General features: G+C 29.5%; 25 protein-coding genes and 1 other annotated feature. Of the genes, 16 read left to right on the top strand and 9 right to left on the bottom strand.

What is annotated here, in order from left to right; all coding sequences use genetic code 11:
- Positions 1–39: 39 nt before the first annotated feature.
- Both AACQ14_RS20760 and tyrS read right to left on the bottom strand, forming a co-directional pair.
- On the bottom strand, positions 40–1,944 hold the full coding sequence (locus tag AACQ14_RS20760) for a family 20 glycosylhydrolase (RefSeq protein WP_339365491.1): 1,905 nt from the start codon (positions 1,942–1,944) through the stop codon (positions 40–42).
- 340 nt (positions 1,945–2,284) lie between these two features.
- Positions 2,285–3,511: a tyrosine--tRNA ligase gene (gene tyrS, locus AACQ14_RS20755; RefSeq protein ID WP_339365490.1), complete on the bottom strand. Its 1,227-nt coding sequence runs from the start codon at positions 3,509–3,511 to the stop codon at positions 2,285–2,287.
- Between the two features lie 221 nt (positions 3,512–3,732).
- On the opposite strand from tyrS, the gene asnB reads away from it, so the two are divergent.
- From asnB to AACQ14_RS20730, 5 genes are all read left to right on the top strand, one after another.
- Complete coding sequence (gene asnB / locus AACQ14_RS20750) at positions 3,733–5,574, top strand: asparagine synthase (glutamine-hydrolyzing) (protein WP_339365489.1); 1,842 nt, start codon at positions 3,733–3,735, stop codon at positions 5,572–5,574.
- A 56-nt stretch (positions 5,575–5,630) separates the two neighbouring features.
- Entirely contained in the window at positions 5,631–5,906 is a 276-nt protein-coding gene (locus AACQ14_RS20745; protein WP_113675011.1) for a hypothetical protein, read from the top strand.
- Positions 5,907–6,099: 193 nt separating this feature from the next.
- Positions 6,100–7,953: a TIGR03960 family B12-binding radical SAM protein gene (locus tag AACQ14_RS20740; protein WP_339365488.1), complete on the top strand. Its 1,854-nt coding sequence runs from the start codon at positions 6,100–6,102 to the stop codon at positions 7,951–7,953.
- On the top strand, positions 7,943–8,617 hold the full coding sequence (locus AACQ14_RS20735; RefSeq protein ID WP_339365487.1) for a TIGR03936 family radical SAM-associated protein: 675 nt from the start codon (positions 7,943–7,945) through the stop codon (positions 8,615–8,617). The genes AACQ14_RS20740 and AACQ14_RS20735 overlap by 11 nt, the downstream gene beginning before the upstream one ends.
- A gap of 10 nt (positions 8,618–8,627) precedes the next feature.
- Positions 8,628–9,818, top strand: coding sequence for a ribonuclease E/G (locus AACQ14_RS20730; RefSeq protein WP_339365486.1), 1,191 nt, complete (start codon positions 8,628–8,630; stop codon positions 9,816–9,818).
- Between the two features lie 105 nt (positions 9,819–9,923).
- Here AACQ14_RS20730 and AACQ14_RS20725 read toward each other — a convergent pair whose 3' ends face one another.
- Positions 9,924–10,607, bottom strand: a complete 684-nt coding sequence (locus tag AACQ14_RS20725; protein WP_339365485.1) for a metal-dependent hydrolase — start codon at positions 10,605–10,607, stop codon at positions 9,924–9,926.
- 152 nt (positions 10,608–10,759) lie between these two features.
- Positions 10,760–10,833, top strand: a sequence feature (ribosomal protein L21 leader region).
- A 10-nt stretch (positions 10,834–10,843) separates the two neighbouring features.
- Between AACQ14_RS20725 and rplU the strand changes: the two genes are divergently transcribed.
- The 9 genes from rplU (at position 10,844) to AACQ14_RS20680 (ending at position 17,621) form a co-directional block, all read left to right on the top strand.
- On the top strand, positions 10,844–11,155 hold the full coding sequence (gene rplU, locus AACQ14_RS20720) for a 50S ribosomal protein L21 (RefSeq protein WP_113675016.1): 312 nt from the start codon (positions 10,844–10,846) through the stop codon (positions 11,153–11,155).
- Between the two features lie 8 nt (positions 11,156–11,163).
- Positions 11,164–11,490 carry a ribosomal-processing cysteine protease Prp gene (locus tag AACQ14_RS20715; RefSeq protein WP_339365484.1) on the top strand — a complete coding sequence of 109 codons (327 nt, stop codon included), beginning with the start codon at positions 11,164–11,166 and terminating at the stop codon, positions 11,488–11,490.
- Between the two features lie 2 nt (positions 11,491–11,492).
- A complete protein-coding gene (rpmA, locus tag AACQ14_RS20710) occupies positions 11,493–11,777 on the top strand; it encodes a 50S ribosomal protein L27 (RefSeq protein WP_113675018.1) in 285 nt (94 codons plus the stop codon).
- Between the two features lie 318 nt (positions 11,778–12,095).
- Positions 12,096–13,373 carry a GTPase ObgE gene (gene obgE, locus AACQ14_RS20705; protein ID WP_339365493.1) on the top strand — a complete coding sequence of 426 codons (1,278 nt, stop codon included), beginning with the start codon at positions 12,096–12,098 and terminating at the stop codon, positions 13,371–13,373.
- 35 nt (positions 13,374–13,408) lie between these two features.
- Positions 13,409–13,696, top strand: coding sequence for a ribosome assembly RNA-binding protein YhbY (gene yhbY, locus AACQ14_RS20700; RefSeq protein WP_339365492.1), 288 nt, complete (start codon positions 13,409–13,411; stop codon positions 13,694–13,696).
- 54 nt (positions 13,697–13,750) lie between these two features.
- Complete coding sequence (locus tag AACQ14_RS20695; RefSeq protein ID WP_339365483.1) at positions 13,751–15,469, top strand: helix-hairpin-helix domain-containing protein; 1,719 nt, start codon at positions 13,751–13,753, stop codon at positions 15,467–15,469.
- Between the two features lie 30 nt (positions 15,470–15,499).
- Positions 15,500–16,111, top strand: coding sequence for a nicotinate-nucleotide adenylyltransferase (gene nadD, locus AACQ14_RS20690; RefSeq protein ID WP_339365482.1), 612 nt, complete (start codon positions 15,500–15,502; stop codon positions 16,109–16,111).
- A 40-nt stretch (positions 16,112–16,151) separates the two neighbouring features.
- Positions 16,152–17,120, top strand: a complete 969-nt coding sequence (gene yqeK, locus AACQ14_RS20685; RefSeq protein ID WP_339365481.1) for a bis(5'-nucleosyl)-tetraphosphatase (symmetrical) YqeK — start codon at positions 16,152–16,154, stop codon at positions 17,118–17,120.
- 111 nt (positions 17,121–17,231) lie between these two features.
- Positions 17,232–17,621 carry an ACT domain-containing protein gene (locus AACQ14_RS20680; protein ID WP_339365480.1) on the top strand — a complete coding sequence of 130 codons (390 nt, stop codon included), beginning with the start codon at positions 17,232–17,234 and terminating at the stop codon, positions 17,619–17,621.
- A 145-nt stretch (positions 17,622–17,766) separates the two neighbouring features.
- Here the strand turns inward: AACQ14_RS20680 and lexA are convergent, their stop codons facing one another.
- Positions 17,767–18,378 (bottom strand): transcriptional repressor LexA, encoded by a 612-nt coding sequence (gene lexA, locus AACQ14_RS20675; RefSeq protein ID WP_339365479.1) that lies wholly within the window; start codon positions 18,376–18,378, stop codon positions 17,767–17,769.
- Positions 18,379–18,605: 227 nt separating this feature from the next.
- Between lexA and AACQ14_RS20670 the strand changes: the two genes are divergently transcribed.
- Positions 18,606–18,902, top strand: a complete 297-nt coding sequence (locus AACQ14_RS20670) for a LysM peptidoglycan-binding domain-containing protein (protein ID WP_339365478.1) — start codon at positions 18,606–18,608, stop codon at positions 18,900–18,902.
- A gap of 5 nt (positions 18,903–18,907) precedes the next feature.
- Here AACQ14_RS20670 and AACQ14_RS20665 read toward each other — a convergent pair whose 3' ends face one another.
- Positions 18,908–19,975 carry a tyrosine-type recombinase/integrase gene (locus AACQ14_RS20665; protein ID WP_339365477.1) on the bottom strand — a complete coding sequence of 356 codons (1,068 nt, stop codon included), beginning with the start codon at positions 19,973–19,975 and terminating at the stop codon, positions 18,908–18,910.
- 48 nt (positions 19,976–20,023) lie between these two features.
- A complete protein-coding gene (locus tag AACQ14_RS20660; protein WP_339365476.1) occupies positions 20,024–20,740 on the bottom strand; it encodes a tRNA lysidine(34) synthetase in 717 nt (238 codons plus the stop codon).
- A 518-nt stretch (positions 20,741–21,258) separates the two neighbouring features.
- Here AACQ14_RS20660 and AACQ14_RS20655 point away from each other — a divergent pair.
- Entirely contained in the window at positions 21,259–21,990 is a 732-nt protein-coding gene (locus AACQ14_RS20655; protein WP_339365475.1) for a class I SAM-dependent methyltransferase, read from the top strand.
- 528 nt (positions 21,991–22,518) lie between these two features.
- Here AACQ14_RS20655 and AACQ14_RS20650 read toward each other — a convergent pair.
- The 3 genes from AACQ14_RS20650 to AACQ14_RS20640 all read right to left on the bottom strand — a co-directional run bounded on the left by AACQ14_RS20650 (position 22,519) and on the right by AACQ14_RS20640 (position 25,133).
- The gene (locus tag AACQ14_RS20650; protein ID WP_339365474.1) at positions 22,519–22,863 is read right to left on the bottom strand and encodes a four-helix bundle copper-binding protein; all 345 of its coding nucleotides are present in this window, start codon (positions 22,861–22,863) and stop codon (positions 22,519–22,521) included.
- Between the two features lie 214 nt (positions 22,864–23,077).
- Positions 23,078–24,448 carry a sensor histidine kinase gene (locus tag AACQ14_RS20645; protein WP_339365473.1) on the bottom strand — a complete coding sequence of 457 codons (1,371 nt, stop codon included), beginning with the start codon at positions 24,446–24,448 and terminating at the stop codon, positions 23,078–23,080.
- Entirely contained in the window at positions 24,438–25,133 is a 696-nt protein-coding gene (locus tag AACQ14_RS20640; RefSeq protein ID WP_339365472.1) for a response regulator transcription factor, read from the bottom strand. Before AACQ14_RS20640 ends, AACQ14_RS20645 begins: the two co-directional genes overlap by 11 nt.
- Between the last annotated feature and the right edge of the window lie 3 nt (positions 25,134–25,136).

Here is a 25,136-nt window from a genome sequence, read left to right as displayed (position 1 = left end):
TAGTTTTGACTAAATGAATTCAATACATAAGAGATAACTTTAATTATAAACTTCAAATTCCCATATTGAATAACCCCAATTAGTTGCTCGTTCTATGCCTTGCATCTTGACATAACGTGCATCTACTCCTGAGAAATTAATAACATCTTCATTTCCATCAGAATCAATTTCACTATAGACATCTATCCAGTTTATCGCATCAGTAGATACCTGTATTTTATATTTCTTTCCAAATGCAGCTTCCCAGTGCAATTTAACTTTATTGATATTATAAGTATTGAGTAAATCTACATATATGAATTCGTCATCATGATAATTACTAGACCAACGAGAAGTAGTAAAGCGATCTACTGCTTTTTCAGGAGTAAAAAATGTACCATCTTCTGTTGAAGAAGCAGTAACAGGTTTGTTATAAGCTAGATTATTAGGGTCAATAGGAGGTAACTGCTCAGTAGGAGTAAGGTTGATACCTGGGGCATTACCAACTTCGAGGGTTCTATTTACAAACTCCTCATAAGTATTAGAATTTTTACCACCCCACAGTTTTTCTGATAAAATCTTTAATGGAGGTTGAATCAATTTGTCACAATCTTGCTGGGACACAATATTTCTCTTACCATCTAACCAAATATGAAGTTTTGCACCTAGAAGTTTTTCATGGTTAGGGGTTAATTTATTAGTTTTTGCTCTATTAAAAACATGAGGCTCCCATTGCTCATAGAGGACTGGTAAATCAGGTAACCAGCTGGTATCAGGTACGATATATAGATAGTCGCCAGAAGAATTAATTAATTGATTACCTCTGTTCACATAATTATTTACATCAAAACCACCTTCCCAAACATCAATAATGATATCAGAGTCGGGTACAGTGGTTCCACTTTCGTGATGCCATCCAGTCCATACGCGTACATTTTTACCTAGATTCTGAACATAATCAGCCATAGTATTATAATACTGACGATATTTTTCACCGCCGCCATCATATTCATCACATCCAATATGGAAATCTGGTGCTCTAAATAAAGGGATATATTCATCATATATGGATTGCATAAAGGTATATGTATCTGGATTATAAAGATCAAGATACCGATCACCTTTTGCTGTATTAATTAGGTCAGGGCGAATCTTAGTATAGGGTCTAGCATGGGATGGTGAGTCAAATTCAGGAGTTATGGTTACACCATAATTATCTCCTAAATCCTGAAGAGCGATTACTTCCTGCTTTGTATAACTGCCATCTGTTGCTGTTATATTAGGATAAGTTGTACTTTCGATTCTAAAAGCCCAATAGCCATCATACCAGTCATCTGTCCAGTGAATATGAAAGTCATTCATCTTAAACCATGACATTAGTTTTACATAGTCTCTTAGGAAATCCATAGTAAAATATTTTCTGGATACATCAATCATAAAAGCACGTTCTTCATACATAGGGTAATCCTTAATATTGCCTTTAGGAATAGAATCTTTTGTATTATCTGCCACTAGTATTTGAAGAAGAGACCGTGTTCCGTAGAAGGCACCATCAGCTGTATTAGCTTTTATGGTCAATATATTGTCTATATCCATAAGATAACCTTCTGTACCAATATTAGTGTCTTGACAATCTAGAGTGATATATATGTCTGAATCAGTTGGATTATTAGTAGTTAGTATAGATAAATCCAAATCATTATTGATAAGCTTTATTTCATCTTTAAATGAGGTCATTCTAGTTAATAATTCAGTTTCATAATTTGGATCAATACATATACGTGATTGTGGAATAAGGGTAAATAGACCTGTACTTCCAATCCATTCTCGTAGTGCAGGAATTACATTAGGTTGAGGAGTGGTATTGTTCGCTGATGTTGGTAGTGAATTAAATAGAGAAAAAACTAGTAATAGAATTAATAATAAGTAGGTATAACGTCTGGAAATTTTTTTGGAAAATCTCATATTATAATACCTCCATATGATTTTATATACAAAAACTGTTTTACAAAATGATCATAAGAATAAAAGTGGAGTATCATTTTGGTAGTAAAACAATTTTTGATTTTTTGTATAAATAAAGCATTAGCATTACATATATGTACAACATGGGTACATAATATATAAAGCTAATGCCTATAAATCATAGTAACACGCTTAGATATAATTTTTTATCTGTAACTATAAATATATATCATAATTATTTATAATTCTAAATATTAAGGTCTATATAATAAATCTACTATATTATTAAGTTAGTGTCAAGAATTTTGTGTAAACAATTACTTGAACTTTTAGTAGAGTATTAGATTTTAAATTGGTGGAAACCTTTTTTACCTTTTTTAATTAATAAGGTTCCATCTTCTTTGAAATCTTCCACTGTAATCATTCTATCTATACCATCAACTTTAATATCATTCACCCTAACGCCACCTTGTTGAACCATACGACGTCCTTCAGAACGAGTAGGTACAAGTTTAGCTTTTATAAGGGCTGATATAATATCCATTCCTTCACCTTGAAATTCATCTTTCATGACTTCAGTAGTAGGGATGGAACCGCTCTTGGCACCGCCAGTAAATAATGATTTTGCTGCTTCCATAGCTTGTTTTGCAATTTCTTCGCCATGAACTATTTTAGTGATCTCAAAAGCAAGAACTTCTTTGGCTTTATTTATTTCTGCGTCTTTTAATGCACCTAGACGTCTAACTTCATCCATAGGTAAAAATGTAAGAAGGCTAAGACATTCTTGAACTTTTGCATCTTCTACATTTCTCCAATATTGATAGAACTCATAAGGTGTTGTTTTTGCTTTATCCAACCATACTGCACCTTTTTCAGTTTTACCCATTTTTTTACCTTCACTTGTAGTAAGAAGTTTGAAAGTCATTCCAAATGCAGGTTTTTGCTCTTTACGTCTTATTAACTCAACACCACCTAGAATATTAGACCATTGATCGTTACCGCCTAATTGAAGTGAACAGTTATATTTTCTATTAAGTGCCAAAAAGTCATAAGACTGCATTAACATATAATTGAATTCCAAGAAAGTTAGTCCTTTTTCCATTCTGGATTTATAACATTCAGCAGTTAACATTCTATTAACTGAAAAATTAACCCCGATTTCACGTAAGAAATCAACATAGTTAAGATCAAGAAGCCAATCAGCATTATTAACCATGATTGCTTTATCATCTTCAAAATCGATGAACTTGGATAATTGTTCTTTGAATCTTTCTGCATTGCTATTGATTTGTTCCTTAGTCATCATTTTACGCATATCAGATTTACCAGTTGGGTCACCAACCATTGTTGTTCCACCGCCAATTAGAATAATTGGTCTATGTCCAGCTCTTTGCATATGAGCCATTGCCATTACTGGTAAAAAGTGACCTACAGTTAAACTATCAGCAGTTGGATCGAATCCTATATAAAATGTGACTTTCTCATTCTCTAACAATTCTTTTATTTCTTTTTCATGGGTTGTTTGTTCAATAAACCCTCTTTCCATTAACACATCGTATGCGCTCATTACGAACCTCCTAATGTTTCTTTTTTCAATATTTATAATCCTATCATAAGTTATGTCATGATTCAAGTATTTTTAGAATACACTATAACTCATAAAAGCTGTACTTTTGCATATATATAGATAAGGAAAGTCAAACAAGTTATTAAGAAGATAAAAATAATATTTTATTATAGTTTTATTATTGAATCTAGATAAGTATTGTGGTAAAAGGAGATGATTAGATGTGTGGAATTGCTGGATGGGTTAATTATAATAAGAATATTAGTGAGAAAAGAAGCGTTATTCATAACATGACAAACCAATTGGTTCATAGAGGGCCAGATGAATATGGTTTCTATTATAAAACCAATGTCTTGTTAGGTCATAGAAGATTAGTGGTTATTGATCCTGATGGTGGTAAACAGCCAATGACTAAAAAAATAGGAGAACATGAATATACTATTATTTATAATGGAGAGATATATAATACAAAAGAATTAAGAGAAAAACTATCTCAAAAAGGATATAAGTTCGAATCTAATTGTGACACTGAAGTGGTTTTAGTTTCCTATATAGAATGGGGTGAAGATTGTACTACATACCTTAATGGAATATTTGCTTTTGGTATATGGGAAGAAAAGTCAAAATCCCTGTTCCTAGCAAGAGACAGGTTAGGTGTAAAACCTTTATTCTATGCTTATATCAATGGATCATTCATATTTGGCTCTGAAATAAAAGCATTATTAGAATTTCCTGGATTAGAACCTGTAATTGATGAAAATGGGCTATTAGAGCTGTTTAGTCTTGGACCAAGTAGAGTACTTGGCAGTGGTGTGTTTAAAAATATTTATGAATTGAAACCTAGCGAATTTATTATTTTAACTTCAAAGAATCTATATAAGCATATATATTGGAAGCCAATAACTAGTTATCATACAGAAAATGATGAAGATACTTTTGAACATACAGCATATTTAGTTGAAGATTCAATAAAGAAACAACTTATTTCAGATGTACCTATATGTACATTTTTATCTGGAGGACTTGATTCTAGTGGTATTTCATCTATAGCCTCTGAGTATTTTAAGAATCAATCTAAAAGGCTCACTACGTATTCTATAGATTATGAAGACAACGACAAATATTTTGTAGCCTCTGATTTTCAACCAAGTAATGATAATATCTGGGTAAAGCGTGTCAATGGATACATTGGCTCCCAACATAAAAAAATCACTATAAATAACAAGACGCTGGTGAAAGCGCTACAAGATGCTGTAATAGCATATGATCTACCTGGTATGGCTGATATTGATTCTTCACTTATGTTATTCTGTGAGAAGGTAAAAAGTAATCATACAGTGGCATTATCTGGAGAATGTGCTGATGAGATATTTGGGGGATATCCTTGGTTCAGGAAACAGGAAGATGTATATTATGATGGTTTCCCATGGAACAGATACATAAATGAAAGAAAATCCTTCCTATCAAAAGAATTAAACAAGTTAAAATTAGAGGAATTTGCCAATACTAAGTATATGGACACTATCAAAGATATTGATTTTTTAGATAATGAAACAGAGCATGAGAAAAGAATCAAGAAACTTACATATATTAATCTGAAATGGTTTATGCTAACATTATTAACACGTAAGGACAGGATGAGTATGTATAAAAGCCTAGAAGTCAGAGTACCATATGCTGATCATAGAATCGTAGAATATACTTGGAACATACCTTGGCGAATTAAGAACCATAATAATATAGAAAAAGGTTTACTAAGAAAAGTTCTTAGCTCATATTTGCCAGAAGATGTAACCTACAGGAAGAAATCACCTTATCCTAAAACTTATAATCCTGAATATAGTAATTCAGTAAAATCATTACTAAAAAATATATTAGATGATAAAAATAGTCCTATTCATAATCTAATTGATACTAAAAATGTATATAATCTAATTAATAATGATGGAGAAACATTTATAACACCATGGTTTGGACAATTGATGAAAGAACCACAGTTCATTGCTTACCTGATTCAACTTAACTATTGGCTTGAACACTATAAGATAAAAATTGATTATTAAACGGATTTTAAGATGATTAGTTAATTTGGTTGATATGTGAAGGGAATGAGATATAAATGAAAAAAAAGAATGTCAGAAGAAGGAACAACAGATATAATTCAAGAAATCGAAAAAAAGAAGACACCTATTCAAGTAAACTAGCTATAAAGATTTTTATATCTTTCGTAATACTATTATCAACACTTTATCTAAAAAAATATGAAATAAAAATCGGTGAATTTGATGTAAACAGTATTTATGAAGTATTATATTATAATGAAGACTTTGCTGAGTTATCAAATAAAGTGTTAAAAATCGGTGATGAAACTGCGGTCAAAGATTTTTTGAATTAATATTATAAGTGAAAATAAATATATAGTGGGGCTGCCTTAAAATACATTTATAATAGCTATTAATCATAGATGTATTCTTAAGCAGTCCTTTTATATTTAAATTATAGTTGTTATATTTCGGGTTTTATTATATTATTATATAAGTTAAATAAACTAATATAATACTCATAGATTAAAGGAGTTAACCAATAAAATGGATAAAAAGTTAAAACTTACAGATGATATTTTACTTAGTGTGGAAAAACCTGCAAGATATTTAGGTAATGAAATTAATGTTGTAGGTAAAGATATTAATGATATAGATATTAGATTTGCTTTATGTTTTCCTGATGTCTATGAAATAGGTATGTCCCATGTTGGATTATCTATACTTTATGATTTCCTTAATAAAAGGGAAGATACTTTTTGTGAACGTGTATTTTCTCCTTGGGATGACCTTGAAAAAATAATGAGAGAAAAAAATATTGATCTTTTCAGTTTGGAATCACAAGATGATATAAAAGCTTTTGATTTTCTAGGATTCACAGTTCAATATGAAATGAGTTATACTAACATATTAAATACCATAGATTTGTCAGGTATGGCAGTGTACAGTAAGGATAGATCAGAAGATGACCCTATTGTATGTGCTGGTGGTCCATGTACTTATAACCCTGAACCTATAGCAGATTTTATAGACTTTTTCTATATTGGAGAGGCAGAGACTACATTACCAGAAATCCTTGATCTATATAAGATTCATAAGAACAATGGAGGTACTAAAGAAGAATTCTTGATTAAGCTGTTAGATATAGAAGGGGTATATGTTCCAAAATTCTATGAAGTCACTTACAAAGAAAATGGTGAAATCAAAGAATTTAAACCTAATCATAAAAATGCTAAGGTTAAGATTAAAAAGCAAATAGTGATGGATTTAACTAATGCACCTTATCCAAGCAAACCTTTAGTTCCACTTATTCAGACGGTTCATGATAGAGTAGTCTTAGAATTATTTAGAGGATGTGCTAGAGGATGCAGGTTCTGTCAAGCAGGTATGATATATCGTCCTCTAAGAGAAAAAGATGTAAATGTTCTTAAGAAACAAGCTACTGAATTAATTAAAAATACAGGACATGATGAAATATCACTTATTTCATTAAGTTCAAGTGATTATACAGGTTTAGAAGAATTAACTAATTATTTGATAGATGAATTTGGTAATGATAAGCATGTCAATCTATCTTTGCCATCACTTAGAATTGATAAATTCTCATTAGATATTATGAGCAAAGTACAAGAGTTAAGAAAAAGCAGTATTACCTTTGCTCCTGAAGCAGGCTCACAAAGATTAAGAGATGTAATAAACAAAGGTATCACAGAAGAAGATATATTGTCAGGTTCTTCACAGGCATTTAAAGGTGGTTGGACAAGAGTTAAGCTATATTTTATGCTTGGACTTCCAACTGAAAATTATGAAGATATAGAAGCTATTGCAAAACTTGGACAAGATATAGTAGAAGAGTATTATAAATTGCCAAAAGAAGTTAGAAAAAGAAAACCACAAATAGTTGTGAGTACATCATTTTTTGTTCCAAAAGCTTTCACACCATTTCAATGGACAGCACAGGATACTTATGATACTTTTATGGAAAAGCAAACATTTCTCAATAAGAAAATAAATAAAAAGAGTATCAAATATAATTGTCATGATGCAAAAACTAGCATGTTAGAAGGTGTAATGGCTAGAGGTGATAGGAAAATATCAAAAGTCATATACAGCGCATGGAAAAATGGTGCTACATTCGATGCTTGGTCAGAATTCTTCAGATTTGAGAACTGGGAGAATGCTTTTGAAGAAAATGATATAGATCCGTTATTTTACTCTTCAAGAGAAAGAGATTTTGAAGAAATCTTACCTTGGGACTTTATAGATACAGGAGTTACAAAAGAATTTTTATATAGAGAATACTCACGTGCCAAAGAAGGAATCGTTAGTAAAAATTGTATTGATTCTTGTATGAATTGTGGAGCTAAGAGTTTTGGTGGAGGTATTTGCTATGTTGATTAGAATAAAATTTTCAAAAGAAGGTACAATTAAATTTATTGGACATTTGGATTTGATAAGAAACTTTCAAAGAGTATTCAAGAAAGCTGAATTTCCAATTGCATATTCAGAAGGGTTTAACCCACATCCAATTATGTCTATAGGAGCACCGCTTTCTGTAGGTATAACCAGTGAGGCGGAATACTTGGATGTTAAGATTAAGGAAGACATTGATATAAATTATCAAATTAAGAATCTTGATTTACATGCACCAGAGGGAATTAAAATTCTTGATATTACTGTACTCCCTGAGAATGCTAAAAGTGCTATGGCATTAATTGATGCTGCTAAATATAAAATTACAGTAAATAATATTACTATTACTGAGGACATGATAAATAACCTAATGTCCAAGAATAATATAATTATTACTAAAAAGAATAAAAAAAATGTTCTAAAAGAAATTGATATAAAACCAGGAATATTTAATATTGCTTTGGGAGAAGATGGTGATGTATTATTACTAATCGCTACTGGTAGTAGAATGAATGTTAAACCTGAAATCGTGTTGGATAATCTATGTAAGGTTAATGATATAGAATACAATAAGTTTGATTTCAAAATTCACAGACAGGAAATATATTATATCAGTGACAATAAGTTTCTTCCCTTGGATAAGATATTATAGGAGTGTTAAAATGCCATATAAATTAGTTGTTGCAAAAGATAAAGATATTGTATACAGTGCATTATTGGATGAAAATAGAAGATTAATAGAGCTTGGTATAAATGAAGAAGAAAGTAATGATCTTATTGGCAAAATATATATAGGTAAAGTCGTCAATGTAATAAAAGGTATGAATGCAGCATTCATCAATATTGGACGAAGCAAAAATGCTTATATGTCCCTTGATAACAGTTCAGATATATTTTATACCAAGAGTAATGCATCTAATAAGCTCTCTAATGGTGATGAGATAATGGTTCAAATAATAAAAGAAGAACATGGTAGTAAGGGATGTGTTGTATCACCAAATATATCTCTTACAGGTCGTTATGTGGTGCTTACTAAAGGGAAAAATTTCATTGGATTATCAGGTAAGATAAAGGGAGGAAATGAAAGGAAACGTCTTAAGGATATTTTAGAAAAACACGTTACGGAATCTTATGGTTTTATTATTAGAACTAATGCCTATCAAATACAAGAAGAGCTTATTGAAAATGAAGTGGAAGAACTAATTACAAGATATAATTCTATCATAGATACTGCTAAGTATAGAACATGTTATACTGAAATATATAAAGGTATTAACTCGGTACTGAAATTTGTTAGAGATATGTACGATATTGATATAGTCGAATATATTATTGACGATAAAGAATTATATCAAGAAGTTAGGTCTTATTTTGAAAAAACTAATCCAGAACTGATGGATAAAATAAGATTCTATGAAGATGAAAATCTTTCTTTAATGAATCTATATGGATTGAATGATAAGATTAGAAAAGCTTTGTGCGAAAGAGTTTGGTTAAAATCTGGAGGTTGTATCGTTATTCAGCCTACTGAAGCATTGGTTTCTATTGATGTAAATACAGCCAAATTCACTGGTAAAAAGAATCTTGAAGAAACTATATTCAAGACCAATATTGAAGCTGCAAAAGAAATAGCCCATCAAATAAGACTTAGAAACTTATCAGGTATAATTGTTGTAGATTTCATTGACATGAAAAACAAAGAGCATAATAAACAGCTTTTGAGAGAACTAAGTTCATATGTTAAAAAAGATAGAAACAAAGTTTTTGTGGTAGGAATGACTGGATTAGGTCTTGTTGAGATGACAAGAAAGAAAACCAATAAACCTCTGTATCAACAATTAGTAAATAAATAAGATAAACTCTGTTTAGATATCACTAAACAGAGTTCTAATTTTTTTACTGGATATGCAGATTATAAACCAGCCTTATTTATATTCAGTCAATGGATATTCTTGGGTCTATATTTTAATGACTTGGTTAATATCCATTACTTTGACTTTACAAGAAGCTGATTCTTGAAATTTATATGGATCTGCCTTAATAGGTGGAAAAGTATTATAGTGCATCGGTATAGCCAAATCAGGTTTTATGAAGTCTACTGCTTTACAAGCATCAGGTATATCCATTGTAAAATTACCCCCTATGGGTAACAAAGCTGCATTGACATGTTCATCTTCTAACAGTTTCATATCTAGTGTCAGTCCTGTGTCACCTGCATGATAGATTTTGATACCATTGTAGTTAATTAAAAATCCACATGGATTCCCTGCATAAATGATGTCTTGGTCAGTTGTGATAACACAGGAACCATGAAGAGCATTAGTCATTTTGATGGGTACACCATCTATTACTGCACTTCCTCCAATATGCATAGTATGTACAGATATATTATTGTTGTTAAATAATAAATAGTTGCCTAATTCAAAATTGGTAATGATAGTTGCTTTAGTCTTGATAGCTAGTTCCACAGCATCACCTAAATGGTCTCCATGACCATGGGTTACAAATATATGATTAAGATTATTAAAGTCATCAACTGTAGCTGTACATTGTGGATTATCTGTTATAAATGGGTCAATAATGGCACTGTAATTCCCAGCTTCCATATAAAAAGCAGAATGACCTAGATACTTAATATTCATACTAATCGCTCCTTTACTTAATTTTTAATAATATCTCCAAAATTTATTTTACCATAAAAATGTATTTATGACCTAAAATAATATAATTTTCCAGTTTTAAGCTTAAAACCGTAAAAATCCTTGACATTTGTAGTGAATTATGGTAAAGTTTTTGAGTGGTATAGCCGCACGAAGAGGTTATAAGATTTCTTAGGAAACACCGAATTCGGCGAGTCTTGATAAAAGGAGGTGCCAAAATGTACGCAATTATTGAAACTGGTGGAAAGCAATATAAAGTTGCTGAAGGTGATTCAATTAGAATCGAAAAATTAGGAGTAGCTGCTGGCGAAACTGTAACATTTGACAAAGTTTTAATGATATCTAATGACAATGGTTTAACTGTTGGTAATCCAACTGTTAGCAATGCTACTGTAACTGCAACTGTTGAAGCAGAAGGCAAAAACAAAAAAGTTATAGTTTACAAGTACAAAGCTAAAAAAGGTTATCATAAAAAACAAGGTCATAGACAACCATTTACTGAAGTTAAAATCGAAAAGATTAACGGGTAATTATTATTATGATTACTGTTAATGTATTTACGAGTAACGAGATAATAAACGGTTTTGAATTAAGTGGTCACGCAGGTTATTCTGAATATGGTAAAGATATAGTATGTGCTGCACTGTCAGTATTGACTATAAATGCTATTAACTCAATTGAGAATTTTACAGATGATTTATATGATTGTTCTACAGATGAACAGATAGGATATATATCATTTAAAATATTGGATAAAGTCAGTGATGAATCTCATTTATTGCTGAAATCAATGATATTAGGTATAGAATCAATGATAGAAGAATACGGTAGTGATTATATAACTCTTGATATCAAGGAGGTGTAAGCATGTTAAGAATGAACCTTCAATTCTTTGCTCATAAAAAAGGAGTTGGTTCTACTAAGAACGGTAGAGACTCTGAGTCAAAGAGATTAGGCGCTAAAAAAGCTGATGGACAAACTGTAAAAGCTGGAAACATTTTATATAGACAACGTGGAACTAAAATTCATCCAGGTGAAAATGTAGGTAGAGGTGGCGATGACACTTTATTTGCATTAGTTGATGGAGTAGTTAAGTTTGAAAGAAAAGGCAGAGACAAGAAGCAAGTTTCTGTATATCCAAAAGCTCAATAAGTTTACTGAAAAGTTTCAAATGGTTTCATTTGAAACTTTTTTTTATGGTTTTATAAGGAAAATATATTGAACTTATTGAGAATGCTTAATAGATGTTTGAATTAAATATATAATAACAAGTTTTTTAGAATAGGTATATAGACAGTATAATTAATAAATACTATAATTAAAGGTAATTTAGTCTACAAAGTTAAATATCACTTTAAATTATAGTAATTTTATAATATAATACACATAGATTAATAAGTATTAAACTAAAATAAGATTAATAATTAAGACTCAATTAATTTTCCTAATGGGAAAGGATAGATGCAAATGATATTTGTAGATCAAGCTAAGATATATATAAAATCAGGTGATGGCGGTAACGGCTGTGTAAGTTTCAGAAGAGAAAAATATGTACCTAACGGTGGACCTGATGGAGGAGACGGTGGTAAGGGTGGAGACATTATCTTTCAAGTGGATAATGATCTAAATACACTATATGATTTTAGACATAAAAAACATTTCAAAGCCCGTAACGGAGAACCTGGCAAAGGTAATAGAATGCACGGCAAGAATTCTGATGATCTAATAATAAATGTACCACTTGGTACTATTATAAGAGAAGCTGAAACAGGAAAAGTAATTATTGATATGGCTCATCCTGGTATGGAAGAAATTTTGTTGAAAGGTGGTCGTGGCGGTAAAGGAAATCAGCATTATGCCACTCCAACCATGCAGATACCTAAGTATGCCCAACCTGGTAAATCAGGCAGGGACCTTTGGGTTGTTTTAGAATTAAAAACAATTGCTGATGTTGGTCTTGTAGGTTTTCCTAATGTTGGTAAATCAACTTTTCTATCAAGAGTAACTAATGCTAGGCCTAAAATTGCTAATTATCATTTTACAACACTAAACCCAAATCTAGGAGTTGTCGATATAAGTGATGGAAAAGGTTTTGTTATAGCAGATATTCCAGGTCTTATTGAAGGTGCTTCAGAAGGTGTTGGACTAGGTCATGAATTTTTAAAACATATTGAACGTACCAAAATCATTGTTCATATAGTGGATGTAGCTTCAACAGAAGGAAGAAATCCTGTAGAAGATATTAATAAGATAAATTATGAACTAGAAACATTCAATCCAGAGTTAGTTAAAAGACCAATGGTAATAGCTGCCAACAAAATTGATGTAATGCAAGATGATAAATATTTATTGGAATTAAAAGATGAATTTGAAGATAAAGGAATTAAAGTCTACCCTATTTCTGCAGTTACAGGTCAGGGAGTGAAAGAGTTATTATACCATATTCATGATCTATTAAAAGGTTTAGATGATGAAACATTGGTCTATGAACAAGAGTATTTCATTGATAGTGAAGAAATTAAGGAAGATGCATTTACTGTAGAGGTATTAGAAGATAATACTTTCCTAGTAGAAGGACCTAAAATAGAAAAAATGCTAGGATACACTAATCTTGAAACTGAAAAAGGGTTTGCTTTCTTCCAAAAGTTCTTAAGAGAAAATGGTATAATCGAGGAATTAGAACGCCTTGGTATAGAAGAAGGGGATACTGTTAAGATGTATTACCTTGAATTCGATTTTTATAAGTAGAAGAGAAATTACAAAAGGAGAATATGATGGAAAGAATAACAAGTAAACAAAGAGCCTATCTAAGACGATTGGCCAATGATATAGAACCAATATTCCAGGTAGGTAAGTCAGGGGTAACTCCTGAAATAACAGAAGCCATATCTGATGCATTAGAAGCTAGAGAGTTAATTAAAATTAATGTACTGAAGAATTGTTTATACACACCAAAGGATATATGTTATGTTTTAGCAGAAAGAACCAGATCAAGTGTAGTACAGCAGATTGGAAGAAAGATTATACTATATAGAGAATCTAAGGAAAACGCTAAGATTATATTGCCATAACAATTATGGTACAGCTGATTTTATACTAATGATTAAAAGAAACGAGGGGTTTACATGAAAAAATATTTAAGATTTATTTCGATAACAATGATGTTGTTAATAATAATTAATTTAAGTAATTTTTCTAGTTTAGCAAGACCGATAACCTTCAATGATATGGACATAACTCTTGCAAAAGTTGTGGAAGTAATTAGTGGTGAGGCCATCAAAGTAATTGAAGAAGATAGTAATTCTAACAAAACTGTTAAACTTATTAAAATGATAGGTATTGATACTGATTCTTCTACTGAAGCTATGGAATATACTTATAACCGTTTATTAGGTAAACGAGTTATGCTGTTGCCAGATTCTAAGGATTCAACATTTGACAAGTTAGAGGGTTGGAGTTATAAATATGTTTATTTGCTATCAAGTAAATCTCTAAGTGAAGAATTATTGGAACTGGGATTAGCTAATTTGAATGATTCATATAATCAAGCTGAGCAGTATAGTGATTTAGATAAAGCCATGCTAAAAGCAAAAGAAGAGAAAAAAGGTATTTGGGAAAATTATAATAACAAAAACGCTACTATAGGAGTTAACATCAATACTGCTACTTATACAGATTTAGTAGATGTATTGGAGGATACTACTAGTTCAATGGCATATTCTATTGTTAATTATAGAAAATATAATCCATTCAATTCTGTTGAGGAGATTAAGTTTTGCAACACAGCCTTTACAAAAGAATGGTTTGATAAAAATAGAAACAAGATGTCTGTTATCAGTAATATCAGTACAGCATCATTTGAAGAGTTAAAATCATTGTTTAATGATACTGAATTAGGCGATAAGATGGCAAAGAATATTGTAGAATATAGATTGTATAACCTAATTAATAGCCTATATGAAGTTAGAAGAATACCTGGTATGTATCATAACTATTCAAAGATAGAAGAATTCATAGCTTTGAAACCAGTTAATGACTATGTGGAAAAAGAAATTAAAGTAGTTAATCTTAATACTGCTTCCATCAAGCAGATTAGAAGAACTTGCTTTTTCTCAGTAAATAGAGCTGACCAAATAGTAAAAGAAAGAAATAATCAAAAATATATTATTAAATCTTTAGGTGAATTAGAGAAAAAAGGTTATATAAGCAGATACGAGATCAATCGCTATAGCGACAATTTTTCCTTGCTTACCAATATTAATACTGCTAAAGAATATGAATTGGAATCTTTATTTGGTTTTATTGATATAAAGGAAGAAACAAGAGACAATATTGTCAAGAGTATAGTTGATAATAGACCATATACAGCCAAAAGTGAAGTTAAAAGTATTATGACTTCAGCTTATTATGATAAGTTAAAACTTTATATATATGCTGTGGATTCTGAAATTCCTGAGTATATTAATATTAACATCACTGATAGATATAATGCAGTTGAATTATTTAATATGAACGAAAAAGAAGCTGAAAAATATCTTAAAAATAGGATTAGATATACATTCAGTAAAAATATCAATTTTGATTATGCTGATTACGTTTCTGACTTTTCCCTATTTACTAATCTAAATACTGCATCAAGATATGAATTAGAAAATATCTATGGAAGAGTATGGAAAGATAGTAAATATCAATATGTTAGAATACCAAAAGAAATTATTGATGATATAATAAGCTTTAGAGAAGATCAACCATTCTGTTCTTTGGATGAAGTTTCAGAGATATTCACTGAACATAAACAAAAGACTATATATAATAATATAAAAGATTACCTAGTGTTTTATTAAATACAGCTAATCTGATAGAAGGGTTTATTTATGAATAATGAATCAATCGGTATTATGGGAGGAACATTCGATCCCATACACTACGGTCATTTGATATTGGCTCAGTACGTATTAGATGAAATGGGTTTAAAAAAAATAATGTTTATACCTTCAGGTATATCTTATCTAAAATCAAACAAAGGAACATCTGATAAAAAGCATAGGTTAAATATGACTAAGCTTGGTATAATTACTAATAAAAAATTTGAAGTATCAACTATAGAAATTGATAGAGAAGGTAATACTTATACCGTTGATACTATTGAGGAATTAAATGAAAAATGCCCCCATAACACCTATTATTTTATAATAGGTGGGGATTCTTTATTTGATCTAGTAAAATGGAAGGACTATAAAAGATTATTCGAGACCTGTAATTTTGTTGTTGCTAATAGAGGTTCGACTTATACTGATGAACAACTACAACAGGAAATTCATAGGTTAAAAAGCAAATATGATGCTAAAATTTATCTGATTCGTATTCCAGATATTGAGATTTCTTCATCAGAGATAAGAAGAAGGGTAAAAAATAAACTATCAATTAAATATTTATTACCTGAAGATGTTGAAAAATATATTGATGATAATGAACTCTATATATAGTTTGCTTGTAACATTTTTATTGTAAAGAAGGGATAAATACATGCAAAATAAATATAATATTACTGGAATTAGAAATCACCTGCAAAAACAGCTTAGTGAAAATAGATATGAACATACATTGGGAGTAGAAAAAACAGCAGTTTCTTTAGCTAAGCTGTATAATGTAGATATTGAAAAAGCTAAAATAGCGGCTTTGTTACATGATTGTGCAAAAAACTTATCTGACGATAAGAAATTGGAGTTATGTGATAAATATAATATTGAAGTAACAGAAGAACAGAAAAAGAATCTTGACTTAATTCATGCTGAAATAGGTTCTATAATGGCTAAATATGAATATGAAATTCATGATGAAGGCATTCTTAATGCAATTACCTATCATACTACTGGTAAATCCAATATGTCCAATCTTGAAAAGATTATTTATGTATCTGATTACATAGAACCTGGAAGAACAAAAGCACCTAATCTAGATGAAATAAGAAGAGTAGTTATGAAAAATCTGGATAAAGCATTATTTATGATTTTATCTGATACAATCAATTATTTAAAAACAAGTAAAAAGTATATAGTACCTACTACTATGGAAGCTTATGAGTACTATAAAAATATTTTGAATACTACAGGAGAGATAAATATGGAAAAGAATACAGACAATTCAATGGATTTATTAAAAACTGCATTGAAGGCTTTAGATGACAAACTTGCAGAGGATATACAAGTGCTTGATATAAGAGACTTAACAGTCATAGCAGATTATTTTATAATAGCTCATGGTAATAATAAGAGTCATATAAAAGCTCTTATTGATAGAACAGATGAAGTTTTATCTAAGAATGGTTATGAACCTAAACAAGTAGAAGGTTATAACTCAGCTAGTTGGATATTATTAGATTATGGTAATATTATTATCCATATCTTTAGTAAAGAAGATAGATTATTCTATGATCTTGAAAGAATATGGAGTGATGGAAAAAAAATAGATGTTAAGAGTTTAATCGAAGAATAACTTTATTAGTTCAATAGGATGATAAAAAAATAAAAAAGACCCACAGTTTTTTTTATTTTTTACATATTTTTTAGATTATGCAATGTTAATTGAGAAAGGATGAGGGGGAAGATGTCACAAAAAATATTAACAATGAAATTATTAAAAGAAAAGTATGGAGTTTGTAGATTAGATAAAACTGATGAAATTCCTAACTGGGCAAAAAAGAGTGACTTTTTTTCTATAACAAAAACATTAGATGAATTATCAATTGTATGTTCTCAAAATAGTATTCCCAAGAATATAAAGTGCGAAAAAGATTGGAGAATGTTAAAAATTGAAGGTACGTTAGATTTTTCTCTAATTGGAATCCTTGCTACAATTAGTACAGTATTAGCTCAAAAAGAAATAAGTATATTTGCTCTTTCTACCTATGATACAGACTATATTCTTATTAAAGATAATAATATAGATAATGCTATAGAAGCACTGATTAATGAAAACTATAAAATTATAAATTAAAGAAGTAATATAAAATATATATTTTTTTTATATTATGCATTAGGTATAACCAAAACTAAAATTTTAGTATTTTAAAAACATTTATTAGGCCACTTTACATAAATTGTAAAGTGGCCTTCTAGTGATAGTTTGCAACTACTTTTTCTTAGAATCTTCGAAAAAGACCTATTACTTTACCAAGAATTGTAACATTATCAACAATTATTGGATTCATTGCACTGTTTTCAGGCTGCAATCTAATGTGGCCAGATTCTCTAAAAAATCTTTTGACAGTCACAGAATCCTCAATTAGAGCAACGACAATATCTCTATCTATAGCTTGATTTTGTTGTTGTACCAAAATTAAATCCCCATCATAAATTCCTGCTTCAATCATACTGCTGCCATTAACATTTAGCATAAAAGTTTGTTTATTAGGTATAAACTCAGCAGGTATAGGAAAATATTCTTCTATATTTTCTACTGCTAATAATGGTTCTCCAGCTGCAACTCTACCAACGATAGGTACACTTACCAATTCTCTTCTTGTAGGTGAAAAGGATTCATCAATAATTTCTATTGCTCTAGGTTTGGTTGGATCTCGCCTAATGATTCCTTTTTTCTCTAATCTCTCAAGATGACCATGTACTGTTGACGTTGATTTCAAGCCTACAGCATCACATATTTCTCTTACGGCTGGTGGATATCCTTTATTTAAAATTTCACTTTTTATAAAATTAAGTATCTTGATTTGCTTTTCGCTCAAGTCATTACTCATAATAATTCACCCCTATAATATTATTTACCAGTTATATGTATTGTAATTACATGCAAGTAAAATCTTTATTACTAAAAATACTGCATACATTTATTAACAATTATAGCATATTAACCTAATAATATCAAACAAATGTTCGGATAATTAAAAAATATTATCTTGTTCTATTGACACAGAACATTTGTTCGGGTATAATTAATGCAAACAAATGTTCGGGGTGATGATAAATGTATAGAAACAAAAGATTTTATGTCTTGGTAATATGTATGTGTGTATCGCTTTTTATTGTTTGTGGTTTTTTATTAGGATCAAATTATGTTAAAGGGTTAGAAATTAAACCTAACAAGACTTATGTGTCTATCAAGATTGAGAAAAATGATACTTTATGGTCCATTTCAAGGGAAAATATGAATAAAAAGTATTATAACACTAATGAGTATATAAAAGAGTTAAAACACATAAATAACTTGTCTAGTGATATAATACTTCATGGAGATTATATTATTATTCCTATTATTAATTAAACGAACTAATCTTTTCTTAATTTAATAACTTTTGCTGCTTGTCTTCGTCTTGCATCTTCTATTTGTGCATAATGCTTTTTTGTTGTATTTACATCCTTATGACCTAGAACATCAGCAACAAGGTATATATCACCAGTTTCTCTATATAGATTGGTTCCATAGGTACTTCTAAGCTTATGAGGGGAGATATTTTTCAAGTTAGTTACAAGCTTAGAGTATTTCTTTACTAAATTTTGCACAGATCTGACACTTAATCTTTTATGTTGTAATGAAAGAAATAGTGCTTCTTCATGACCTGAAACAGGTATAATATGTTTTCTATTATCCAAATATACCATTAATGCATTTTCAACCTCATCTCCAAAATATATAATTACTTCATTACCACCTTTTCTTACAATCCTAATACCATTAACGTTAAAATCAATATCAGAAATGTTAAGACCAACGCATTCAGAAACACGTATACCAGTTCCAAGTAATAACGTCATCAATGCTAAATCTCTGTCTTTTGTTAGTTTATGATATTTTTTTTGAGATTGTGTTAGCTTATCACCAGATTCAACTTCATCTAATAATCTAGCTACTTCATCAATTTCTAAACGTATTATATTTTTATTATGTATCTTAGGTAGATCAACCAGCAAAGCAGGGTTGTTAGTTATTTTTTGCTTTTTATAAAAATATGTAAAAAAAGATCTTAGGCTTGCAAGCTTTCTGGATTTACCTCTTTCAGTATTTTTATGTTCAATAATATGACCTTTTTTATCTTCCTTTTTATAATAACTTAGGTATTCTAGATACATTTCGATATCATCTGGTGTTATATATGAGAGTTCTTTTAGTTCTATGGCGGCTATATCTTTATCTTTGAAATCCTTGTGGTACTCAAGTATAAATTCAAAAAATAGTCTAAGATCATATGCGTAAGCAATCCTAGTTTTAGACGAAGTAGTCTGTTCTATGCCTCTAAAAAATTCAAATGTAAAAGAGGGTAGAGAGTACATAATTTCTCTTAATATAACAGAGTTTTTAATATTTTGTTGTTCATGGTAATCATTATTTTTTATCATTAGTATACACCTCATTTGCTTACATTCTTTAATGCCCTATTATAAATGTTAGAATTTCCAACCTTTGATATCTGAGCTTTCAATAGCTCTATATAGTCTTTGTACCAAACCAGGGTTCTCTTTTTCTAAATTGGAGAGAAGATTTTTCATATATTCACGCTTAGTATTTCCATCAGCAGGACAAGGGCTCTTTACAACAGGTAGATTATATTTATTTTTAAATCCTATTAAATCTTTTTCAGCAACATACATGAAAGGTCTAATAGAGTATAATTTCATCCTGTCAAGGAATGTTACTGGAGAAAATGTATAGAATCTACCTTCAAAAAACAATGACATCATCATAGTTTCAACAATATCCTCTTTATGATGACCTAGAGCAATTTTATTACATCCTAACTTATCTGCCATTTCATTTAACGCACCTTTACGCATTTTAGCACATAATGAACAGGGATTTTTTTCCTTTCTTTCGTTGAATATTATTTCACCAATGTCAGTATCAACAATTGTATAATTTATATCTAATTCTTTACATAGATTTTTGACTCCGGTTAAATCAAAATTATCAAACCCAAGAGATACAGTAATTGCTTCAACTTCAAATTTCTTTGGATAAAATCTCTGTAAGCCTTTTAGAGCATAGAGTAGTGCTAAGCTATCTTTTCCTCCTGAAACACCTATCGCTATTTTATCTCCATCATCTATCATATTATAAGTATCTACAGCTTTTCTAGTATGGCTAAGTAGTTGTTGTAATTTCATTATATATAAACCTTTCTTATTCGTAGTATAGTTTTAACACACATTAATAAATTGTAATATATTAATATTGGATTAGTTATAATAATTAACTGCATATATTTGGCATATATTTAATTATCATAATCTAGCAATATAAAACATTTTTGAATATAAGTATAATATATATTAATAGGAGTTAATGTATATTATAATAGAGCATAACTTAGTATATTATAACATAAAACAAATTGGTTAAATAGTGGTTAATATTAATAATTTATGATAGAATAGTTTATTTGTATAGAGTGTAAAGTCGTATTCATCAGCTGGCTTCAAAAAGGAAAAACCTGTTTCACTTTCTTGTATTTTTGACGCCAATTCATTTTTATAATTATCTCTTTAACGGTAAAGTGAAGTAACGCATCTAATACGTAACCCCTTCCTTTTTGAGACTAATGTTATTGCAACTACACATATATAACTTCAATAAGTCTAAAATATTGTGGACAGATGAGTATATTTCAAAACAATTACTTGAAATGCATATAAATCCAGATATTAATATTGCAAGCAGAAAAGAAGAAAGTATTGATAAAACAATATACTGGATATTAAAACAACTAGGTAAAAATGATGGTGAGATTTTAGATTTAGGATGTGGTCCAGGACTATATACAGAAAAACTTGCAAAAAAAGGATATACGGTTACTGGTGTAGATTTTTCAGAGAACTCAATAGAATACGCAAAAAATAGAGCAAAGCAAGATAATTTAGATGTGAATTATATTTGTAAAGATTATTTAGACTTAGATTTCAAAGAAAAATTCGATTTAATCATTATGATTTACTGTGATTTTGGAGTCTTATCTATAGAAGAAAGAGAAGTGTTTTTTAAAAATGTTTATAATGCATTAAAACCAGGTGGAATTTTTATCTTTGATACTCTAAATAAATATACAATTGATAATCTGAAGTTTCAAAGAAATTGGGAATTTTCTCAAGGCGGATTCTGGCAGGATAAACCATATTTATGTTTATCACAATCAAGTCATTTTCAGGAAAATAAAGCAATATTAGATCAAATTATAATTATCGATGAAGAAAATAATTATAAAATATATCGTTTTTGGAATCACTATTTTGATGAAGACGATATTAATAATATTTTTGAAAGACTAGATTTCAAAAAAGTTGAAAATCGCCAAAACATATTAGAAGATGATGGACTGTATAATGATAAAGGTGTTACTTTTTATAAAGCTACAAAATAAAATATACGTAAATATAAAGATAGATTTACTATGGAAGAGGAAAAAACACCATATGTAATCAATGTCATTTAGTTAAGCAATTTAAGAAGAGTTTTATACTTGAGATAGTATAAGGCTCTATTTTTTTCTGTAAGATTTTATAAAATCTTGACAAATCACTAAAAATGTAGCGAAGCCCCTTAAATATATAACTCAACTTTCCAATCACAAAAAGATATATTATTTACGTTGGGGAATAGTTTGATAACTAATTGGATTGTTAATATTTTCACGTATACTATAGATTTTGTTATAACATTTCGTTAAAGTTGTGTTTTGCGCATAGTTAAAAACATAAATATTATCATACATATTATATATTTTTTAGCGTCTTGCTATTTCACTTTTATTTAATAAACTTCTCTGTATCTTGAGTATTGATATTTATTATATTAATAAAGCTTGCATAATAAGTAAGAAAAACTCTATCCTATTAAGCAAGCTTATTAATTAATAAGTTTTCAAATATGTTTTTTGATTGTTAAGAAACTACTCAGCCATTTTTCTACATTCTTCTGCACATTTGCGGCACTCTTTTGCACATTTTTGACAATGGTCATCTTTAAACATTTCGCATTCTTGTGCACACTTATCGCAAATAGTAGCACATAATTTGCAGTGAGCTTTTGCATATTGAGCATCCATTGACATATGTGCAGCTGACATTTGACACATTTGCGCACATTCTACAAGTATGCTAATACAATTTTTTCTTGCACCTACATCAGATTCATTTAGACATGCCTTAAAGCATTCATAACAAGCTTGAGTACATTTGTTACATTCATCAATACATAATTGATATTTATCTGTGTTTGTAGTTGCTATACCCATTTAATTACCTCCAAAAATAGATTATATTTACTTATACCTATACCTAAATTATTATTAGTAGAAATAACATTTTTTATACTAAAATTAGATTAGTTCTTTTATTTTAAATTATAGAATAGTTTCCATAAATAAACCAAATAAACCCAAATTATGAATCGCTTTTATATTGTCTCTTATGTGGGTTAGGTTAGAATAGATTTAGTATACCCTTTTCCTATTCATCTGTATTGGATAATATAGGTATTTCTATAATAAAACTTGTGCCACCCTCTTCTCTAGATTTGACATAAATCTTGCCTCCTATTGCTTTTATATTACGTTTAGCTATATATAATCCAAGACCTTCTCCTTGAATAGAAGTTGTTGAAGCGCTTCTATAATATGCATCAAAGATTTTCTCAATATCTCTGTAATTGATTCCAATACCCGTATCACTCACCGATATAATAACTGTGTCTTGTGATTTCATTTCAATAGAAACTTCAACTTGTCCTCCTTGGTTTGTGAATTTATATGCATTAGTTAAAAGATTATATATTGTTTGCGATAACATTGATTTATCATTTGTTATCTCTAAATTTTCCATTCCTTTTAGCAGTAAAGCAATGCCTTTTTTTTGAAATTGTAATGTAAAACCTTTAAGGATTTTATTTAGTTCATTAATTAAATCAAATCTTTCATTTTTAATTTGAACATCTTCATCACTATATTCTATAACGTCATTTATGTTAGCTAAGATTCCAGATAAGTTATTTATTTCATTTAAACAGCTTTCTAGTTCATCATCATTCATTTTGACAATACCGTCTAAAGCACCTTCAAAGTGAGTTTTGAGAATAGTTATAGGGGTTCTTACTTCATGTGATAACTGATCCACTTTTTCTTGTCTAACTTGCTTTTGTAATTTCAGTTTTGAAGATAAATTTTCTAGACTAGTTTGTATATCTCTAATTTCAAGCACTTTTGAATGCTTAATGCGATTTTCAGAATCTACTTCTATTCTTTTTGCATACATTGCTGTCATTCTCAAATCTTTCGTCATTTTAGTACTTACGAAGGCAGTAATAAATATTGCTAGAATTAGTACTAAGATACCAGATATAGCATTCGAAAAAATTAGTGATTTTTTAAATAGTTTTACAGTTTCCGAATTCTGTATAGAATTGCTTCTCGTAATAAAAAGCATTCCAATTATTTCATTATCTGCTTTCAAATTAAAATAATCTTCTTCGGTTTCAATTTTATTCCCCATCATCATACTATTGCCCATCATATTATTATGCATAAAGAACATTTCATCTCGTGTTACTAATACCACGACTCCATCACGATTAACGATAGTGATTTGAACAATTGGATCAGAAATATAATTATTTAGTTCTTTTTTTAATGAGTATGAGTTAGACGATTCAGTTAGAATATTAATTGCATAATTTTTAATATTATCAACTTTTGAATCGTATTGCTCTGTAACATATCCTTTAAAGTAATTATCAATATAACTACTTGATATTATAGAATTCATTATTATAGCAAAAAAAATCATTAAAATAATAATCCAGATGAACTGCTTTCTAATGGTCAATTTTACCACCTCCAAAGACATAACCTGCACCGTATTTAGTCTTTAAAAATTGAGGGTTGCGTGTATCATTTTCAATCTTCTGTCTAATTTTTTTTATATAGGAATCAATATTTCTATCAAAGCCATCATAATCATACCCAAATGCTTTCATAATCAGCTGCTCTCTAGTTAATAAACGTCCTATATTACTAAAGAAAACATTAAGAAGCAAATATTCTTTTGTAGTAATTTCAATCTCCTTCCCCTTTTTAACAAGTTTGTGTTGTTTTGTATCTAGTTGTAGAGGACCTACTACTAGAATCTCTTTTTCTTCTAATTTATGATATGAACGTTTTAATATAACTTGTACTCTTTTAACTAACTCTCTTGGACTAAATGGTTTTGGTACATAGTCATCGGCACCTAAATTAAAACCCTTAAGACGATCCACTTCCTCTTGTTTAGCAGTTAGCATAATTACTGGTAATTCAGATATTAGCCTAATTTCTTTTAGAACCTCAAAACCACTAATACCTGGCATCATTACATCAAGTATTATTAAGTTAGGTTGATAATCATGAAATATAGAAAGTCCTTCAAAACCATCCTTTGCCAAAAAAACTTCATAGTCCTCATTAATAAGGTATTTTCCAACTATATCTCTAATTTTTTTTTCATCTTCAATTATCAGAATCTTGTATGCCATATA

Origin of the sequence: Vallitalea maricola (genome assembly GCF_036985595.1) — a bacterium.
In the GTDB taxonomy this organism is placed as follows: domain Bacteria; phylum Bacillota; class Clostridia; order Lachnospirales; family Vallitaleaceae; genus Vallitalea; species Vallitalea maricola.
Note: the sequence above shows the minus strand (reverse complement) of the source record. Positions and strands in the feature narration are given on the sequence as shown.

Bases quoted from the DNA above. Each gene is read 5' to 3' on its own strand.
- AACQ14_RS20760 (WP_339365491.1), bottom strand. From the start codon at position 1,944: ATGAGATTTTCCAAAAAAATTTCCAGACGTTATACCTACTTATTATTA.
- tyrS (WP_339365490.1), bottom strand. From the start codon at position 3,511: ATGAGCGCATACGATGTGTTAATGGAAAGAGGGTTTATTGAACAAACA.
- asnB (WP_339365489.1), top strand. From the start codon at position 3,733: ATGTGTGGAATTGCTGGATGGGTTAATTATAATAAGAATATTAGTGAG.
- AACQ14_RS20745 (WP_113675011.1), top strand. From the start codon at position 5,631: ATGAAAAAAAAGAATGTCAGAAGAAGGAACAACAGATATAATTCAAGA.
- AACQ14_RS20740 (WP_339365488.1), top strand. From the start codon at position 6,100: ATGGATAAAAAGTTAAAACTTACAGATGATATTTTACTTAGTGTGGAA.
- AACQ14_RS20735 (WP_339365487.1), top strand. From the start codon at position 7,943: ATGTTGATTAGAATAAAATTTTCAAAAGAAGGTACAATTAAATTTATT.
- AACQ14_RS20730 (WP_339365486.1), top strand. From the start codon at position 8,628: ATGCCATATAAATTAGTTGTTGCAAAAGATAAAGATATTGTATACAGT.
- AACQ14_RS20725 (WP_339365485.1), bottom strand. From the start codon at position 10,607: ATGAATATTAAGTATCTAGGTCATTCTGCTTTTTATATGGAAGCTGGG.
- rplU (WP_113675016.1), top strand. From the start codon at position 10,844: ATGTACGCAATTATTGAAACTGGTGGAAAGCAATATAAAGTTGCTGAA.
- AACQ14_RS20715 (WP_339365484.1), top strand. From the start codon at position 11,164: ATGATTACTGTTAATGTATTTACGAGTAACGAGATAATAAACGGTTTT.
- rpmA (WP_113675018.1), top strand. From the start codon at position 11,493: ATGTTAAGAATGAACCTTCAATTCTTTGCTCATAAAAAAGGAGTTGGT.
- AACQ14_RS20695 (WP_339365483.1), top strand. From the start codon at position 13,751: ATGAAAAAATATTTAAGATTTATTTCGATAACAATGATGTTGTTAATA.
- nadD (WP_339365482.1), top strand. From the start codon at position 15,500: ATGAATAATGAATCAATCGGTATTATGGGAGGAACATTCGATCCCATA.
- yqeK (WP_339365481.1), top strand. From the start codon at position 16,152: ATGCAAAATAAATATAATATTACTGGAATTAGAAATCACCTGCAAAAA.
- AACQ14_RS20680 (WP_339365480.1), top strand. From the start codon at position 17,232: ATGTCACAAAAAATATTAACAATGAAATTATTAAAAGAAAAGTATGGA.
- lexA (WP_339365479.1), bottom strand. From the start codon at position 18,378: ATGAGTAATGACTTGAGCGAAAAGCAAATCAAGATACTTAATTTTATA.
- AACQ14_RS20670 (WP_339365478.1), top strand. From the start codon at position 18,606: ATGTATAGAAACAAAAGATTTTATGTCTTGGTAATATGTATGTGTGTA.
- AACQ14_RS20665 (WP_339365477.1), bottom strand. From the start codon at position 19,975: ATGATAAAAAATAATGATTACCATGAACAACAAAATATTAAAAACTCT.
- AACQ14_RS20660 (WP_339365476.1), bottom strand. From the start codon at position 20,740: ATGAAATTACAACAACTACTTAGCCATACTAGAAAAGCTGTAGATACT.
- AACQ14_RS20655 (WP_339365475.1), top strand. From the start codon at position 21,259: ATGCATATAAATCCAGATATTAATATTGCAAGCAGAAAAGAAGAAAGT.
- AACQ14_RS20650 (WP_339365474.1), bottom strand. From the start codon at position 22,863: ATGGGTATAGCAACTACAAACACAGATAAATATCAATTATGTATTGAT.
- AACQ14_RS20640 (WP_339365472.1), bottom strand. From the start codon at position 25,133: ATGGCATACAAGATTCTGATAATTGAAGATGAAAAAAAAATTAGAGAT.